Below are 13,467 nucleotides of genomic sequence, written 5' to 3'. Positions count from 1 at the left end.
ATGGCCGATCTTTCCTCTCTGAAAGACCTCGCCCCGGCATCGGAAGCTTCGGCTCCCGTGCATGTCCGCAAGGTTGACACCCTCGGCCGCTCCTACGCGACCGGCAAGCGCAAGAACGCCGTAGCCCGCGTATGGGTCAAGGCCGGTTCTGGCAAGATCATCATCAACGGCCGCGATTTCACCACGTATTTCGCACGTCCGGTTCTGCAGATGATCCTTCAGCAGCCGATCGTCGCCGCTGCCCGCACGGGTCAGTTCGACATCATCGCCACCGTTGCCGGTGGTGGTCTGTCCGGTCAGGCCGGTGCCGTTCGTCACGGTCTGTCCAAGGCCCTCACCTACTTCGAACCGGGCCTGCGCTCCGTTCTGAAGAAGGGTGGCTTCCTGACCCGCGACAGCCGCGTTGTCGAGCGTAAGAAGTACGGTAAGGCCAAGGCCCGCCGTTCGTTCCAGTTCTCGAAGCGCTAATCGCTTCTCAGAACGGTTCGTTCAGAACTTCGAAAGGCGGGGCTTCGGCTCCGCCTTTTTTTCATGGTCTCCTCCCTTGTTTTTTCAGCAGGAAGACAGCAACCTCGGCGCAAATCGCAATGGGGTGATCAATGCCGTCCAAAACCATCGACCATGCCTTCACCGCAACGACGCTGACATCGGCCGCCACCGACCCGACCCATGCGGGCGTCCTCTCTTTCATGCGGCGCAAATATACCAAGAACCTCAAGGGCGTATCGACGGCCATCTGGGGCATTCCCTTCGATGCGGCCACCTCCAACCGGCCGGGCGCCCGTTTCGGGCCGCAGGCGATCCGCCGCGCCTCGGCGATCTTCGACAACGATCCACAATATCCCTTCGCGCGCGATCTCTTCGCCCATATGCCGACCATCGACTATGGCGACTGTCTGCTCGACTATGGCAATCACTGGAAAACGCCTGATACGATCGAAAAGGAAGCGCGCCGGATCATTTCCAAGACGGATTACCTGCTGACGCTTGGCGGCGATCACTTCATTACCTGGCCGCTCCTAAAGGCGCATGTGGCCAAGCATGGGCCTCTGGCGCTGGTGCAGTTCGATGCGCATCAGGACACCTGGTTCGATGACAGCAAGCGCATCGACCACGGTTCCTTCGTGGCCCGCGCCGCGCGCGATGGCCTGATCGACCCCGACCGGTCCATCCAGATCGGCATCCGCACCCACGCGCCTGACGATTTCGACATTCGCATTCTCCACGGTTACGAGGTGGAGGAGATGCGGGCGGGCGATATCGCTTCGCTGATCGTCAAGCACACGGCCGGCATGCCCGCCTATCTGACCTTCGATATCGACTGCCTCGATCCTGCCTTTGCGCCGGGAACCGGAACGCCGGTGGCCGGTGGGCCGACCAGCGCTAAAATTCTCTCCGTTCTGCGTGGGCTTGGCCAGCTCGATATTCGCGGCTCGGACGTGGTGGAGGTGGCGCCCGCTTACGACCATGCCGACATTACCGCCATTGCCGGAGCCACCGTTGCAATGTATATGCTTGGCCTGCGCGCCGAACGGCTGGCCAAGGCCGGCTGACAACACGGCCACAACTTAGAAAACTGATTCCGATTACCCTCGCAACCCTTTGAAAAGTCAGGACAAGGACATGACAGCGAAGATCTTCATCGATGGCGAACACGGCACCACGGGTCTGCAGATCCGCACGCGCCTTGCCGGTCGCCGCGATATTGAGCTGCTGTCCATACCCGAGGCCGAGCGCCGCAATGCGGCGATGCGCGAGGATATGCTCAACAATGCCGACATTTCGATCCTCTGCCTGCCGGACGATGCTTCCCGGGAAGCGGTCTCGATGGTGGCCGGCAATAACAATGTCCGCATCATCGATACCTCGACCGCCTATCGCGTCCATCAGGACTGGGCCTATGGCTTTGCCGAAATGGATAAGGAACAGGGCGAGAAGGTTCGTTCCGCCCGTCTCGTCGCCAATCCGGGCTGCTACCCCACCGGCGCGATCGCCCTTCTGCGCCCGTTGCGCGCCGCAGGCCTGCTGCCCGACGGTTACCCGGTCAGCGTCAATGCGGTTTCCGGTTATACCGGCGGCGGCAAGCAGATGATCGCCCAGATGGAAGACCAGAGCCGCGATGACGCCATCAGCGCCAATAATTTCCTCTATGGCCTGACGCTCAAGCACAAGCACGTGCCGGAAATGACCATTCATGGCCAGCTCGACCGCGCACCGCTGTTTTCGCCTTCCGTCGGTCGTTTCCCGCAGGGCATGATCGTGCAGGTGCCGCTGTTTGCCGCCGACCTCAAGGAAGGCGCGACCGTCGAAACGATCCATGCGGCGCTGACCGCCCACTATGCGGGACAGGACATCGTCAATGTGGTGCCGCTTGCCGAAAGCAAGGGGCTCGCGCGCATCGACGCCGAGGAACTGGCAGGCAAGGACACGATGAAGCTCTTCGTCTTCGGTACGCCGGGCGGCGAACACATCAACCTCGTCGCACTGCTCGACAATCTCGGCAAGGGTGCATCCGGTGCTGCTGTGCAGAACATGGAGCTGATGCTCTCCGCATGAGACTTTTCTCATGAACATTGCCCCGCCCTCTTTTCCGGCCTCGTGGAATATCGAGGCCGCGAAACCTATTGCCGATACGCCGGCCGGGGTGGTTTACGAGCTTACGCGCGGCGACGGCTCCCTTGCCGTCGCCAAGGTTCTGAAAAAGAAAGTACTGAAAGACAGTCTTCGCGGCGCGGATTTCATCGCATGGCGCGCCGGCATCGGCTGCGTGGAGCTGCTCGACCGCTCCGACGATATTCTGCTGATGGAACATGCCGGTACGGAGACCCTGCGCGACGTGCTGTTTCGCGACGGCAACGACGATGCCACGACGGAAATCGCCGCCGATGTCCTGCTCAAATATCACCAGCCATCGCAGCAGCAGCCGCCTTCAAGCCTGCTGACGCTGCCACTCTATTTCGAGAGCCTGTTCCGCAAGGCCGAACAGGACCGTACCGACGGCGTGGACAGTCCCTATATCGAGGCGGCCACGCTGGCGCAGGCACTGATCGACCGGCAGCGGGATGTGAAGCCGCTGCACGGCGATCTGCATCACGAGAACATCATGCGCAGTGAACGCGGCTGGATCATCATCGATCCGGCCGGCCTGATCGGCGATGCGGCGCTCGATGTCGCCAATATGTTCTCCAATCCGCTCGACCGTTTCGACCTTACCCGCAGCGAGGCGCGCATCGCCTCCATGGCGACGATCTTTGCGAAGGCGCTGCAACGGGACGAACGGCTATTGCTGCAATATGCCTTTGCCTATGGCTGCCTTTCTGCCGCGTGGCACGAAGAGGACGGCAATGCGGAGGAACGCGACAACGAACTCGCCGTCGCGGCCACCATCAAAACGGTGCTCGGGCAGTTCTAAACCGCTTCAATCCCTGACTTCGACCGCAACGGGCGCCGGATATTCGCCGATGAAACCGCGCCAATGGGCGACGGCGAAACCGAGCACGATCAGCGCCATGCCCTGATGAGTGAGCGCGACGTGAATATCCACATGCATCAAAAGCGTGGTGATGCCGAGCGCCGCCTGAATGGAGACGAGCACGAAGAACAGCACCGCGCGGCGAGCATGCGGTGTATTAGGCAAGGCGCGCGCCATAGACACCATATGCCATAGCGTGGCGGCAAACAGCGTGTAGGCGCCGAGGCGGTGGACGAATTGCACCGTCTTGGGGTTCTCGAAGAGGTTGATCCACCAGGGCTGTTGCAGGAAGAGATCGCCCGGCACCAGTGAGCCGTCCATCAGCGGCCATGTATTATAGGAAAGGCCGGCATTCAGCCCCGCCACCAATGCGCCGAGATAGATCTGGAAGAGACAGAGCACCGTCAGCAGCGCGGCAAAACCCCTGCCCGTCTTTTCGTCGGCGGCCTCAGGCGAATGATGCGACAGCCCGCGCAAAATCCACATGCAGCCCGCAAAGATGAGGCAGGCGATGGTCAGATGCGTGGCAAGGCGATATTGCGAAACATCCGTGCGGTTGACGAGGCCGGAAGAGACCATCCACCAGCCGATGAAGCCCTGAAAGCCGCCAAGCGCCAGAAGGCCGACCAGCGGCAGGCGCAGGCGCTTTTCGACGCGGCCGGTGAGCCAGAAGAACGCGAGCGGCAAAGCGAAGATGACGCCGATGGTGCGGGCAAGCAGGCGATGCGCCCATTCCCACCAGAAAATCGTCTTGAACTCGTCGAGCGACATGCCCTTGTTGATTTCCTGATATTGGGGAATGCGCTTGTAGAGCTGGAACTCCTCTTCCCATTCGGCGACTGAAAGCGGCGGAATGGCGCCGTGGATCGGCTTCCATTCGGTAATCGACAGGCCGGATTCGGTAAGCCGCGTAGCGCCGCCGACGAGCACGAGACAGAAGAGCGTGAAAAGCACGACGCGCAGCCAGATGCGCAGCAGGCGACGGTCCTTCTTCTGTTTCTGCAGGGCAGCCTCCACCACCATTTCCGCAGAACCATTTGCCATCGTCATGCCGCTCGAACGCATCTTTCAGGTCTCCCTCATACAGTCATGTTGATTAGCCCCAACCGGCACCACAAAACAAGGCCTCAGGGTTTGCGGCATGCGGTCGCGGCGCTATAGTCCCGCGCAGATACTCAATGACGGAAGACTTCATGCACCCTCGCCTCAGATCGCTTATCGGCACCATCGTCATCATCTGCCTCGTCGTCGTTTACGCCGTGGTGGCGACGGCAATTGCATCGGCGGCGCTGGCGCAATCGCCCTGGTGGGTGCATCTCGCTTATTTCGTGCTGACCGGAATCTTGTGGGTTCTGCCGGCGATGCTGATCATCAAATGGATGGCCGGACCCAAAAAGCAGGGTTAAGCGCCGATCATTGCATGACACCCAGAGGTCGCAATTTTATAAACCGATTGTTTGCCGCTCAGCGATATAGTCCGACCGAAACAACCGGAGAGAGTGAATGGCGGCTGAGGGGCCGGTCTTTATCAGCGACGAGCAAGCGCCGACCGCCGTGCAAAACGAGCGGCGGGGTGCTGATCGTCTGTTGATCGATCTGGTCGATGACGCCTCCACCATCCGTGCCGACTGGGAGCGACTGGAAAACGACCCGCTTAATTCACTGCATCAGGGTTTCGGCTGGTGTTCCATCTGGGCGCAGACGCAGAATAGCGCGCTCCTGACGCTTCGCGGCCGGCAGGGCGGCAAGACGATCTTTCTGCTGCCGCTCGAAATCGTACTGGAAGGCGGCATCCGCAAGGCGCGTTTTCCCGGCGGCCGTTTCAACAATATCAATACGGGGCTTTTCGACCCCTCCTTTGCCGAACAGGCCGGACAGGAAATCGCAGCGGCGATTGCCCGCGAGGCGCGGAAGCTGCTGCATGGCCGGGCCGATATTCTGGCGTTGCAGAACATACCCCTGACGTGGCGCGACAGGACCAATCCCCTCTCGCATCTTGCTTCCGTCGAAAACCAGAATCCGGCCTTTCAGCTTCCCCTGTTCGAAAGTTTCGAGGCCACGCTTCGGCAGGTCAATGCCAAGAGGCGACGGAAGAAATTCCGCATCCAGAGCCGCAGGGCCGAGGAGATGGGCGGTTACAGCCACGTGATCGCACGGTCGCCACAGGAAAAGTGCGAATTGTTGCAGGCATTTTTCCGCCAGAAGGCCGCCCGTTTCGCCTCGCAGGGCATTCCGGATGTGTTTCGGGATCAATCGGTGCGGGATTTCTTCTACGATCTGGCCAATTTTCCCGAGACGGGCACGGCCAGTCTGCTGGAACTGCATGCCATTCGCCTGCATGGCGAAAGCGAGGGCGTCATCGCCGCGATAGCCGGCCTTTCTCGCAAGCAGGATCACATCATCTGCCAGTTCGGTTCGATCGATGAATCCGTTTCGGAACTCAGCCCCGGTGAATTACTGTTCTGGCTGATGATCGAAAGGGCATGTCGCGAAAAGGCGGCGATCTTCGATTTCGGCGTCGGCGACCAGCTCTACAAACGCAGCTGGTGCCCGCTTTTCACCGTGCAGCACGATATATTCCTGCCGGTGACGTTGAAGGGTCGTGTTGCGGCCTCGGCCTATGTCGCCATCGCCCGGACGAAGAGCCTGATCAAATCCAATCCGGCGCTTTATGCGCTGATTCAGCGTTTTCGCGCCGGACGCTCGAAGATGGACACCGCCACCGACTGAGCAGCTTTTTTTTGCCGCGTCTCAGGCCGCGCTCAGATGGTCCGGCTTGCGCATGCCGGTCATCGGCAATGCCTGTTCATAGCCCTCAGCAACCAGTTCACCGAGCGTCTTTTCCAACAATTCGCTATCCTTGCCGGGAACCGAGACGATGATTTCCGCCGGCAGGTTGCGCAGCATTTTCCCGAGGCTCGAAATCTGCACCGCGCCGCACTCGACGAGGACGGTATCATAAGCGTCGGAGAGCGCACCGAGGATCATCGTCAGACGGTCTATCGCGCGCATGGCCTCGCGCGGCTGCGCATTACCGCGCGGCACGATATGGGCGTCGGACAGGCGGTCGCCGTGAATGGTTTCACCGAAGGCGGCCGCGCCCGCCAGAAGGTCCATGACACCGGGAAGCCCGGCTTCCGGCGCCATCAACCGCGTCGGACAGGCTGACGCCGTCATGTCGACGAGAACGACCGAACGGCCCATTTCGGACAAAGCGCGCGCCAGCATGACGCTCGTGGTCGAACCGCTATCACCAGCCGGAGACACGATTGCGGCGACCGGTTTGGCAAGGCGGGTGGCGAGGAAACCTGCAACGGCATCGATGGAGAAATCGTCATCGGTGTCGACTTCCTCCTCCATTGCCTCCTCTTTCGCAGCCGCGACATCTTCCACCGGCAAGGCCGGTATGGCAGCAGCAGCGGCGACGGCCGGTACATGCCGTTCTTCCTCTTCGGCAACGGGCTGGTATGCCGCGACCGGCATGGTCCGCGCAGCGGGCTGTATGGTTTCATGGCGCGCCGCTACAGGCTGTTCCGGCACGTCCGTGGTCTTGTCCGGATCGGCTGGAGCACGCGAAGGAGAAGGCGGATCGGAGAGCGGCGGAACCTGGTTCCTGCCCATCGGTTTCAAAGCCCGGCCGGTGAAAAGCTCCACCAGCATGACGACGATGCAGGACAGCAGAAAGGCAGCCAGCGTCACGACGATGGTGATGGCGCCCGTCTTCGGGAAATAGGGTTCGCGCGGCTCCACCGCCGTCGAGATGACGCGCGCATCGGCCGGCGTGGAATCCACCGAGCCGGCGCGCGACGTCGCTTCGCGGTAACGGGCAAGATAGGTTTCCAGAAGCTGCCTTTGCGCCGAGGCTTCCCGCTCCAGATCGTTGAGGCCGACCTGCTGTTCGCCCGCACGCACGCTTTCCGATTTCAGCATGTTCAGCTGCTGGACCAGTTGCCGTTCCCGCAGGCGCGAAACATTGGCCTCGTTTTCGAGACTTGCCAGCACTTTGCGGGTCTCTTCCTGAATCTGCCGCTGTATGCCGTCGAGCTGGTTGCGCAGCGCGCGGATGCGCGGATGGCCTTCCAGCAGCGAGGACGAGAGATCGGAAATCTGGCTGCGGATCGTCGTTTCGTTTTCCTTCAGCCTCTGGATCGTCGGGGAACCGACGACATCGGGAAAAGTATCGAGCGGGCGGCCGCTTGCAAGCGCGCTGCGCACGCCTTCCGCCCGCGCCTCCGCATTGGCGCGCTCTCCGCGGATACGGCCAAGTTCGGTGGAGATATCGCTGAGCTGGCGGGTGGCGAGCGTTTCGCCCTGCCCCGCCGAGAGAAGATCGGAGGAGGCGCGGTAATCCGCGACCTTCCTGTCGGCCTCGCGCACCTTTTCGCGCAGATTGGCGATTTCCGGCTCCAGCCAGCGCGCCGCTTCCGTGCTTGTATCCAGCTTCGCGCCGCTTTGTAGCGCAATATAGGCCTTCATCATCTCATTTGGGATGGCGGCGGCAAGTTTCGGATCCTGCGAGGAAAATTCGACCGTGATGACGCGCGAGCTTTCGACCTGATAGACCTGCAGCTTTTCCCGGAAGGCCTTCAGCACCCGCTCTTCGGGCAGCACCTGAAGCGGGTCCTTCTTGACGCCGACGGCGACCAGGAGCTGCGAGATGAGCGAAGGATGGGCCTCCGGATCGAACTCATCCAGCTCGTAAAGCTTCATGTCTTTGGCGACCTGCTTGATGAGGTCGACCGATTGCAGGATCTGCACCTGGCTGGAAACGGTCAATTCATCGAGCACGGGTTCGGCGGGCGCATTGGACTGCTGCGAGGCGCCGAAGGAGGCCGCGCGGGATTCGATCAGCACGCGCGCCTCGCCCTTGTAGGCGGGCGACATCATGCTTGAGATCACGAAGGCGGCGCCCCCGGCCAGAAGCGTGATCGCCGCGATCCGGCCCTTGCGCTGCCATATGGCCGCGACAAGCTGCGCAAGATCGATATCCACATCCCTGTCGTCAATGCGATCGCCGTTCATGCGGGCTCCGTAACCGAGACAAACCTCGGGCGCTCAAATATAGATGGTCAATTTTCGCGAAGTTTAAGTCTTGCCGGTAACACAACAGTTAATCCCGGCGAATCCGACGAAATAAAGCCGATATTACCACCGCTCGCGCTGCTCGTTTACCGCACATTAACCCTAACAGAACGATAAGAATGATCAAAGTTCGACTCGGAGCCAGATGAGATGCCGCTCGCCGGATCACGACATGTCACCGCACTGACGCTCGCCGTTCTGACGGCCCTTTCCGGCTGCGCGGCATATCAACCCGCTCCGAGGTCCTTTAACGAGGCCGCCCTGCAGCCCTATCATGTCGATAGCGGCGACAGGCTGCGCATCAACGTGTTCGAGCAGACCGGGCTGACCAATACCTATACGGTCGATCAGGCCGGCTATGTCGCCTTCCCGCTCGTCGGCCAGGTTCCGGCACGCGGCAAGACCCTGCCGCAGCTCGAAGCCGCCATCGCCGCCAAACTGCGCCAGGGTTATCTTCGCGATCCGGACGTGACGATCGAGATCGACCGTTATCGCCCGGTCTTCATCATGGGCGAAGTCGGCCGTCCCGGCCAATATTCCTACGTGCCGGGCATGACCGTGCAAAACGCCATCGCCATTGCCGGCGGCTTCACCCCGCGCGCCAATCAGGCCGATGTCGACATCACCCGCAAGATCAATGCCGAGGTGATGACCGGCCGGATCGGTATCACCGCGCCCATTCTGGCCGGCGATACCGTCTATGTGCGTGAACGCTTCTTCTGAAAACGGAGTGGCGAACGTGTCGAATGACGGCCCTCCCCTGCGCATCATTCACTGCTTCCGCTCCCCGGTGGGCGGTGTCTTCCGCCATGTGCGCGACCTCATCGAAGAACATGTGAAACAGGGCCACAAGGTCGGCATCGTCTGCGACAGCTCCACCGGCGGCGCGCATGAGGAACGGCTTTTCGCACAGATCACCCCGATGCTGGAGCTTGGCCTCACCCGCCTGCCCATCCGGCGGTCCATCAGCCCCGGCGATCTGCTGGCGCTCTATAAGTCATACAAACACATCAAAAGTTTGCGGCCGGACATTCTGCACGGACACAGCGCCAAGGGTGGCGCTCTTGCCCGGCTGATCGGCTCACTCCTGCGGGCGAACAGGTATCGCGTAGCCCGCCTCTATTCACCGCATGGCGGCAGCCTGCATTATGCTCGAAACAGCCTTAAGGGGCAGCTTTTCCTGCGGCTGGAGCGGTTTCAGGAGCATTTCACCGATGCGCTCTGTTTCGTCTGCAATTTCGAGCAGGCGACTTACGAGGCCAAGGTCGGCAGGCCACGCACCCGCACTGCGATGATCTATAACGGCGTGCAGGAAAGCGAGTTCGAAACCGTACCCGCCCGCGAAGATGCGGCCCGTTTTCTCTATATCGGCATGTTGCGCGACCTCAAGGGACCGGATGTCTTCATCAGGGCATTTGCAAAAATGGAACGCAGCATCGGCCAGCCGATGACCGGCGTGATCGTCGGCGACGGACCGGACAGGGACAAATATGCGGCGATGATCGACAAGGCCGGGCTTTCCCGACGGATTTCCATGCATGCGGCAATGCCCGCCAGGCAGGCCTTCGAACTGGCAACGACAGTGGTGGTGCCGTCGCGCGCCGAAGCCATGCCCTATATCGTGCTCGAAGCGCTTGCGGCGGGAAAAACGGTCATTGCCTCGCATGTCGGCGGTATTCCCGAAGTCCTTGGAGAAGACAGCGAGGCGCTCGTAGCGGCTGGCGACGCCGATGCGCTGGCACGGATCATGGTCAAGGATGCCGAGGATGCCGGCTGGGCGCAGCGGATCATGCCTCGCCCGGACAGCTTCAAGGCGAAATTTTCAACCCCGGTCATGGCGGATGAGATGATGAAACTCTATCGCGACCTGTTATCGACCTAATAGCCATTTCAAAAACACGATTTTTAATTGTATATTCCGGCCGTCCTGTAGAAACTCATCATAAACGTTTCTTAGCATGTTTCGGCTAGTTTTCTGCTCGTAGAGCGCGCGTGTCCATTCGGATGCACAAAGGGCGCTCTACCACTTTGAGGTTGCGCATCGTTCCGGTCGAAAATCCAATGCGATTTTAAGGCCGATGCGCTGGAGGGTGCGGACCAAAGCAATGACCAAGACTGACAAGGACAGACTGCAATTCGATCTGGCGTCATTGCGCAAGAAACTCTCCGACCATGAAGCCGGCGGGGCTTCGGCCTCCGGAACCGTCGTTCTCAATCCGCTTGCACGGCAGATCGCCAACCAGCTTCGCGCCGGCAACCATTCACCCAACATGGTGATCGGGCAATTGCGGCTTCTGGAATTCACGATGCTCGTCGTCATCGCCGCCATCGTCAACGGCATCGCAGCCGATCGCGGTCTCGAAACCTTTCTGTCGGTTTTCGGTGGCGGCGTGCTGGGGGCGGCGCTCTGTGTTTTTCTGTTACAGGCCGGTGACTGCTATCAGCTTCCGACGCTGCGCACGCCGCTGAAGATGTTCGCGCGCATTCAGGGTGCCGTCTGTCTCTCCTTCGTGGGAATTGCCTGTTTCCTTCTCCTCTTCTTTCCCGATGCGCTGCATTCCTGGCAGGCCTTCGGCATCTGGTATGCAACGGGTGCGGTGGCGATCTTCGCCGGGCGGCTGATCCTCGGCTTCGCCATTCGCCACTGGGGCCGCAACGGCGTCATGGAACGCCGTGCCGTCATCGTCGGCGGCGGCGATACCGCCAAGGACCTTATCCGCTCGCTGGAGCAGCAGTCCGATAACGATATCCGCATCTGCGGTATCTTCGATGACCGGAAAAGCGCCCGTTCTCCCGAGGTTGTCGCCGGCTATCCCAAGCTCGGAACCTTCGCGGAGCTGGTGGAATTTGCCCGGCTGACGAAGCTGGACATGCTGATCATCGCCCTGCCGCTCAGCGCCGAGGCGCGCATTCTCCAGCTTCTGCGCAAGCTGTGGGTGCTGCCGGTCGATATCCGCATCGCAGCGCATGCCAATAAATTGCGTTTCCGCCCCCGCGCCTATTCCCATGTCGGCAAGGTGCCGATGCTCGATGTGTTCGACAAGCCGATCCGCGACTGGGATTCGGTGGCGAAACGGGTGTTCGACATCACCTTCAGCCTCATCGGCATCGCCCTTTTATGGCCGGTGATGGTGGGCGCGGGAATTGCCGTGAAAACAACCTCGAAAGGCCCGGTCCTTTTCAAGCAGAAGCGCCACGGCTTCAACAATGAGACGATCAACGTCTGGAAGTTCCGTTCCATGTATACGGAACTCAGCGATCCGACCGCGAAAAAGGCCGTGACGAAGAACGACCCGCGCGTCACGCCCGTCGGCCGCTTCCTGCGCAAATCCTCGATGGACGAGCTGCCGCAGCTTTTCAACGTTCTTTATGGCGACCTTTCGCTCGTCGGGCCGCGCCCGCATGCCGTTCATGCCCAGACGGGCGACCTGAAATATACCGAGGTGGTGGAGCACTATTTCGCGCGCCACAAGGTAAAGCCCGGTGTTACCGGCTGGGCGCAGATCAACGGCTGGCGCGGCGAGATCGACCATGGCGACAAGATCAAGTTCCGCACCGAATACGATCTCTATTACATCGAGAACTGGTCGCTGTTCCTCGATCTGAAAATCCTCTTCCTCACGCCGATACGGTTGCTGAAATCGGAAAACGCCTATTGACCCACACCGGCTACCAGCACGCACCGGATTTCGACGCGCCGCTGGCCGCCATGCGGCTCGTCGGTTCGTTCTTCATCGCATTCGGCGTGTTCCTTTCCGGTTTCGTCATTTCCGAGCCGGCGCCCTATGAGCTGATGATGGTGGGACAGGTGGCCCTGTGGTTCCTGCTCGGCCTTCGCCTTTCGCGCACCGTCATCCTGCTTCTGTGCCTGCTGCTTGCCTTCAATGTCGGCGGTTATCTTTCGCTCACCACCATGGCCGATCTGGACGAGGGACCGCTTTATCTCGCCGTCTCGACCTTTCTGGCGCTGACCTCGGTTTTTTATGCGGCGATCATAGAGGACAAATACCAGCGGCTGCTTTTGATTTTCCGGGCCTGGCTTGCGGCGGCGCTGATCACCGCCCTGCTCGGCATCATCGGATATTTCCACGCCATTCCGGGTTTCGAGGTCTTCACCCTTTACGACCGCGCCAAGGGCGCGTTTCAGGACCCGAACGTTTTCGGTCCCTTTCTGGTGACGCCCTCGCTTTACCTTATTTACGGCCTTCTCACCGGCAAGGCGATGCATGCGCCCTGGCGGATCGCCGGGCTGCTCATCCTGTCGCTTGCTGTGTTCCTGTCGTTCTCGCGCGCGGCCTGGGGCCTGTTTCTGTTCGCCACCATCCTCCTCGTCTTCGTGATGCTGCTGAAGGAGCGGACGGCCGCGTTTCGCCTGAAGATCCTCGTGCTGTTTCTCGTCGCCGCCGGGCTGATGGTCGCAGCGGTCATCATCGCGTTGCAGTTCAAGCAGGTGGCGGACCTGTTCTCCAGCCGCGCTTCGGCGGTGCAATCTTATGATGGCGGCCATCTCGGGCGTTTTGCCCGCCACTATCTCGGCTTCCTGCTCGCCATGGAACACCCGCTCGGTATCGGCCCCATGGTGTTCGACAATATCTTTCCCGCCGCCGAACATAATATCTGGCTGAAGAGCCTGACGACGCATGGCTGGTTCGGTTTCGTGATCTATCTCGTGTTGATCTGCTGGACCATTGCCGCCGGCTTCAGGCATCTGCTGCGGCCACGGCCCTGGCAGCCGTTCCTCATCATTTCCTGGGTAACTTTCGTCGGGCATGTGATGATCGGCGCCGTCATCGATACCGATCACTGGCGACACTTCTTCCTGCTGCTCGGCATATTGTGGGGATGCATGGCGCTTGAAAAACGCGAAAGCCTGCGCCGCCGCACGCGTGCCGCCTAAAATGCTTCCCCTTACG

Annotated in this window: 12 protein-coding genes; 10 read left to right on the top strand and 2 right to left on the bottom strand. The window is 60.7% G+C overall.

The genetic code is table 11. From position 1 onward, the window contains the following. The 4 genes from rpsI (at position 1) to L901_RS01090 (ending at position 3,412) form a co-directional block, all read left to right on the top strand. Positions 1-468: a 30S ribosomal protein S9 gene (gene rpsI / locus L901_RS01105; protein ID WP_003521540.1), complete on the top strand. Its 468-nt coding sequence runs from the start codon at positions 1-3 to the stop codon at positions 466-468. A 131-nt stretch (positions 469-599) separates the two neighbouring features. Continuing rightward, positions 600-1,553: an agmatinase gene (speB, locus tag L901_RS01100; RefSeq protein ID WP_059752612.1), complete on the top strand. Its 954-nt coding sequence runs from the start codon at positions 600-602 to the stop codon at positions 1,551-1,553. Between the two features lie 70 nt (positions 1,554-1,623). After that, positions 1,624-2,556 carry an N-acetyl-gamma-glutamyl-phosphate reductase gene (argC, locus tag L901_RS01095; RefSeq protein WP_035217708.1) on the top strand — a complete coding sequence of 311 codons (933 nt, stop codon included), beginning with the start codon at positions 1,624-1,626 and terminating at the stop codon, positions 2,554-2,556. 10 nt (positions 2,557-2,566) lie between these two features. Then, a complete protein-coding gene (locus L901_RS01090) occupies positions 2,567-3,412 on the top strand; it encodes an aminoglycoside phosphotransferase family protein (RefSeq protein ID WP_059752608.1) in 846 nt (281 codons plus the stop codon). 6 nt (positions 3,413-3,418) lie between these two features. Here the strand turns inward: L901_RS01090 and L901_RS01085 are convergent, their stop codons facing one another. After that, complete coding sequence (locus tag L901_RS01085) at positions 3,419-4,522, bottom strand: COX15/CtaA family protein (RefSeq protein WP_059753181.1); 1,104 nt, start codon at positions 4,520-4,522, stop codon at positions 3,419-3,421. A gap of 143 nt (positions 4,523-4,665) precedes the next feature. Between L901_RS01085 and L901_RS01080 the strand changes: the two genes are divergently transcribed. Together L901_RS01080 and uppA are read left to right on the top strand one after the other, a co-directional pair. Next, a complete protein-coding gene (locus L901_RS01080) occupies positions 4,666-4,878 on the top strand; it encodes a DUF2842 domain-containing protein (RefSeq protein WP_020811154.1) in 213 nt (70 codons plus the stop codon). A 97-nt stretch (positions 4,879-4,975) separates the two neighbouring features. Continuing rightward, positions 4,976-6,202 (top strand): polysaccharide biosynthesis GNAT family N-acetyltransferase UppA, encoded by a 1,227-nt coding sequence (gene uppA / locus L901_RS01075; RefSeq protein WP_059752605.1) that lies wholly within the window; start codon positions 4,976-4,978, stop codon positions 6,200-6,202. Between the two features lie 21 nt (positions 6,203-6,223). Here the strand turns inward: uppA and uppB are convergent, their stop codons facing one another. After that, on the bottom strand, positions 6,224-8,494 hold the full coding sequence (uppB, locus tag L901_RS01070; protein WP_059752602.1) for a polysaccharide biosynthesis protein UppB: 2,271 nt from the start codon (positions 8,492-8,494) through the stop codon (positions 6,224-6,226). Positions 8,495-8,704: 210 nt separating this feature from the next. Here uppB and uppC point away from each other — a divergent pair, with 210 nt between their 5' ends. The 4 genes from uppC to uppF all read left to right on the top strand — a co-directional run bounded on the left by uppC (position 8,705) and on the right by uppF (position 13,451). Further along, the gene (uppC, locus tag L901_RS01065) at positions 8,705-9,277 is read left to right on the top strand and encodes a polysaccharide export protein UppC (RefSeq protein WP_003521548.1); all 573 of its coding nucleotides are present in this window, start codon (positions 8,705-8,707) and stop codon (positions 9,275-9,277) included. 16 nt (positions 9,278-9,293) lie between these two features. Further along, a complete protein-coding gene (gene uppD / locus L901_RS01060; protein WP_059753178.1) occupies positions 9,294-10,436 on the top strand; it encodes a polysaccharide biosynthesis type 4 glycosyltransferase UppD in 1,143 nt (380 codons plus the stop codon). A gap of 223 nt (positions 10,437-10,659) precedes the next feature. Next, a complete protein-coding gene (gene uppE, locus L901_RS01055; protein ID WP_059752601.1) occupies positions 10,660-12,213 on the top strand; it encodes a polysaccharide biosynthesis glycosyltransferase UppE in 1,554 nt (517 codons plus the stop codon). After that, positions 12,210-13,451 (top strand): polysaccharide biosynthesis O-antigen ligase family protein UppF, encoded by a 1,242-nt coding sequence (gene uppF / locus L901_RS01050; protein WP_059752598.1) that lies wholly within the window; start codon positions 12,210-12,212, stop codon positions 13,449-13,451. Before uppE ends, uppF begins: the two co-directional genes overlap by 4 nt. The last annotated feature ends 16 nt before the right edge of the window (positions 13,452-13,467 follow it).

The organism is Agrobacterium sp. D14, assembly GCF_001526505.1.
In the GTDB taxonomy this organism is placed as follows: Bacteria; Pseudomonadota; Alphaproteobacteria; order Rhizobiales; family Rhizobiaceae; genus Agrobacterium; species Agrobacterium leguminum.
Note: the sequence above shows the minus strand (reverse complement) of the source record. Positions and strands in the feature narration are given on the sequence as shown.

What these genes read in the sequence shown, in the direction of transcription:
- L901_RS01080 (WP_020811154.1), top strand. Translation starts at nt 4,666, where the DNA reads ATGCACCCTCGCCTCAGATCGCTTATCGGCACCATCGTCATCATCTGC.
- argC (WP_035217708.1), top strand. Translation starts at nt 1,624, where the DNA reads ATGACAGCGAAGATCTTCATCGATGGCGAACACGGCACCACGGGTCTG.
- speB (WP_059752612.1), top strand. Translation starts at nt 600, where the DNA reads ATGCCGTCCAAAACCATCGACCATGCCTTCACCGCAACGACGCTGACA.
- L901_RS01085 (WP_059753181.1), bottom strand. Translation starts at nt 4,522, where the DNA reads ATGACGATGGCAAATGGTTCTGCGGAAATGGTGGTGGAGGCTGCCCTG.
- uppC (WP_003521548.1), top strand. Translation starts at nt 8,705, where the DNA reads ATGCCGCTCGCCGGATCACGACATGTCACCGCACTGACGCTCGCCGTT.
- uppA (WP_059752605.1), top strand. Translation starts at nt 4,976, where the DNA reads ATGGCGGCTGAGGGGCCGGTCTTTATCAGCGACGAGCAAGCGCCGACC.
- L901_RS01090 (WP_059752608.1), top strand. Translation starts at nt 2,567, where the DNA reads ATGAACATTGCCCCGCCCTCTTTTCCGGCCTCGTGGAATATCGAGGCC.
- uppE (WP_059752601.1), top strand. Translation starts at nt 10,660, where the DNA reads ATGACCAAGACTGACAAGGACAGACTGCAATTCGATCTGGCGTCATTG.
- uppB (WP_059752602.1), bottom strand. Translation starts at nt 8,494, where the DNA reads ATGAACGGCGATCGCATTGACGACAGGGATGTGGATATCGATCTTGCG.
- rpsI (WP_003521540.1), top strand. Translation starts at nt 1, where the DNA reads ATGGCCGATCTTTCCTCTCTGAAAGACCTCGCCCCGGCATCGGAAGCT.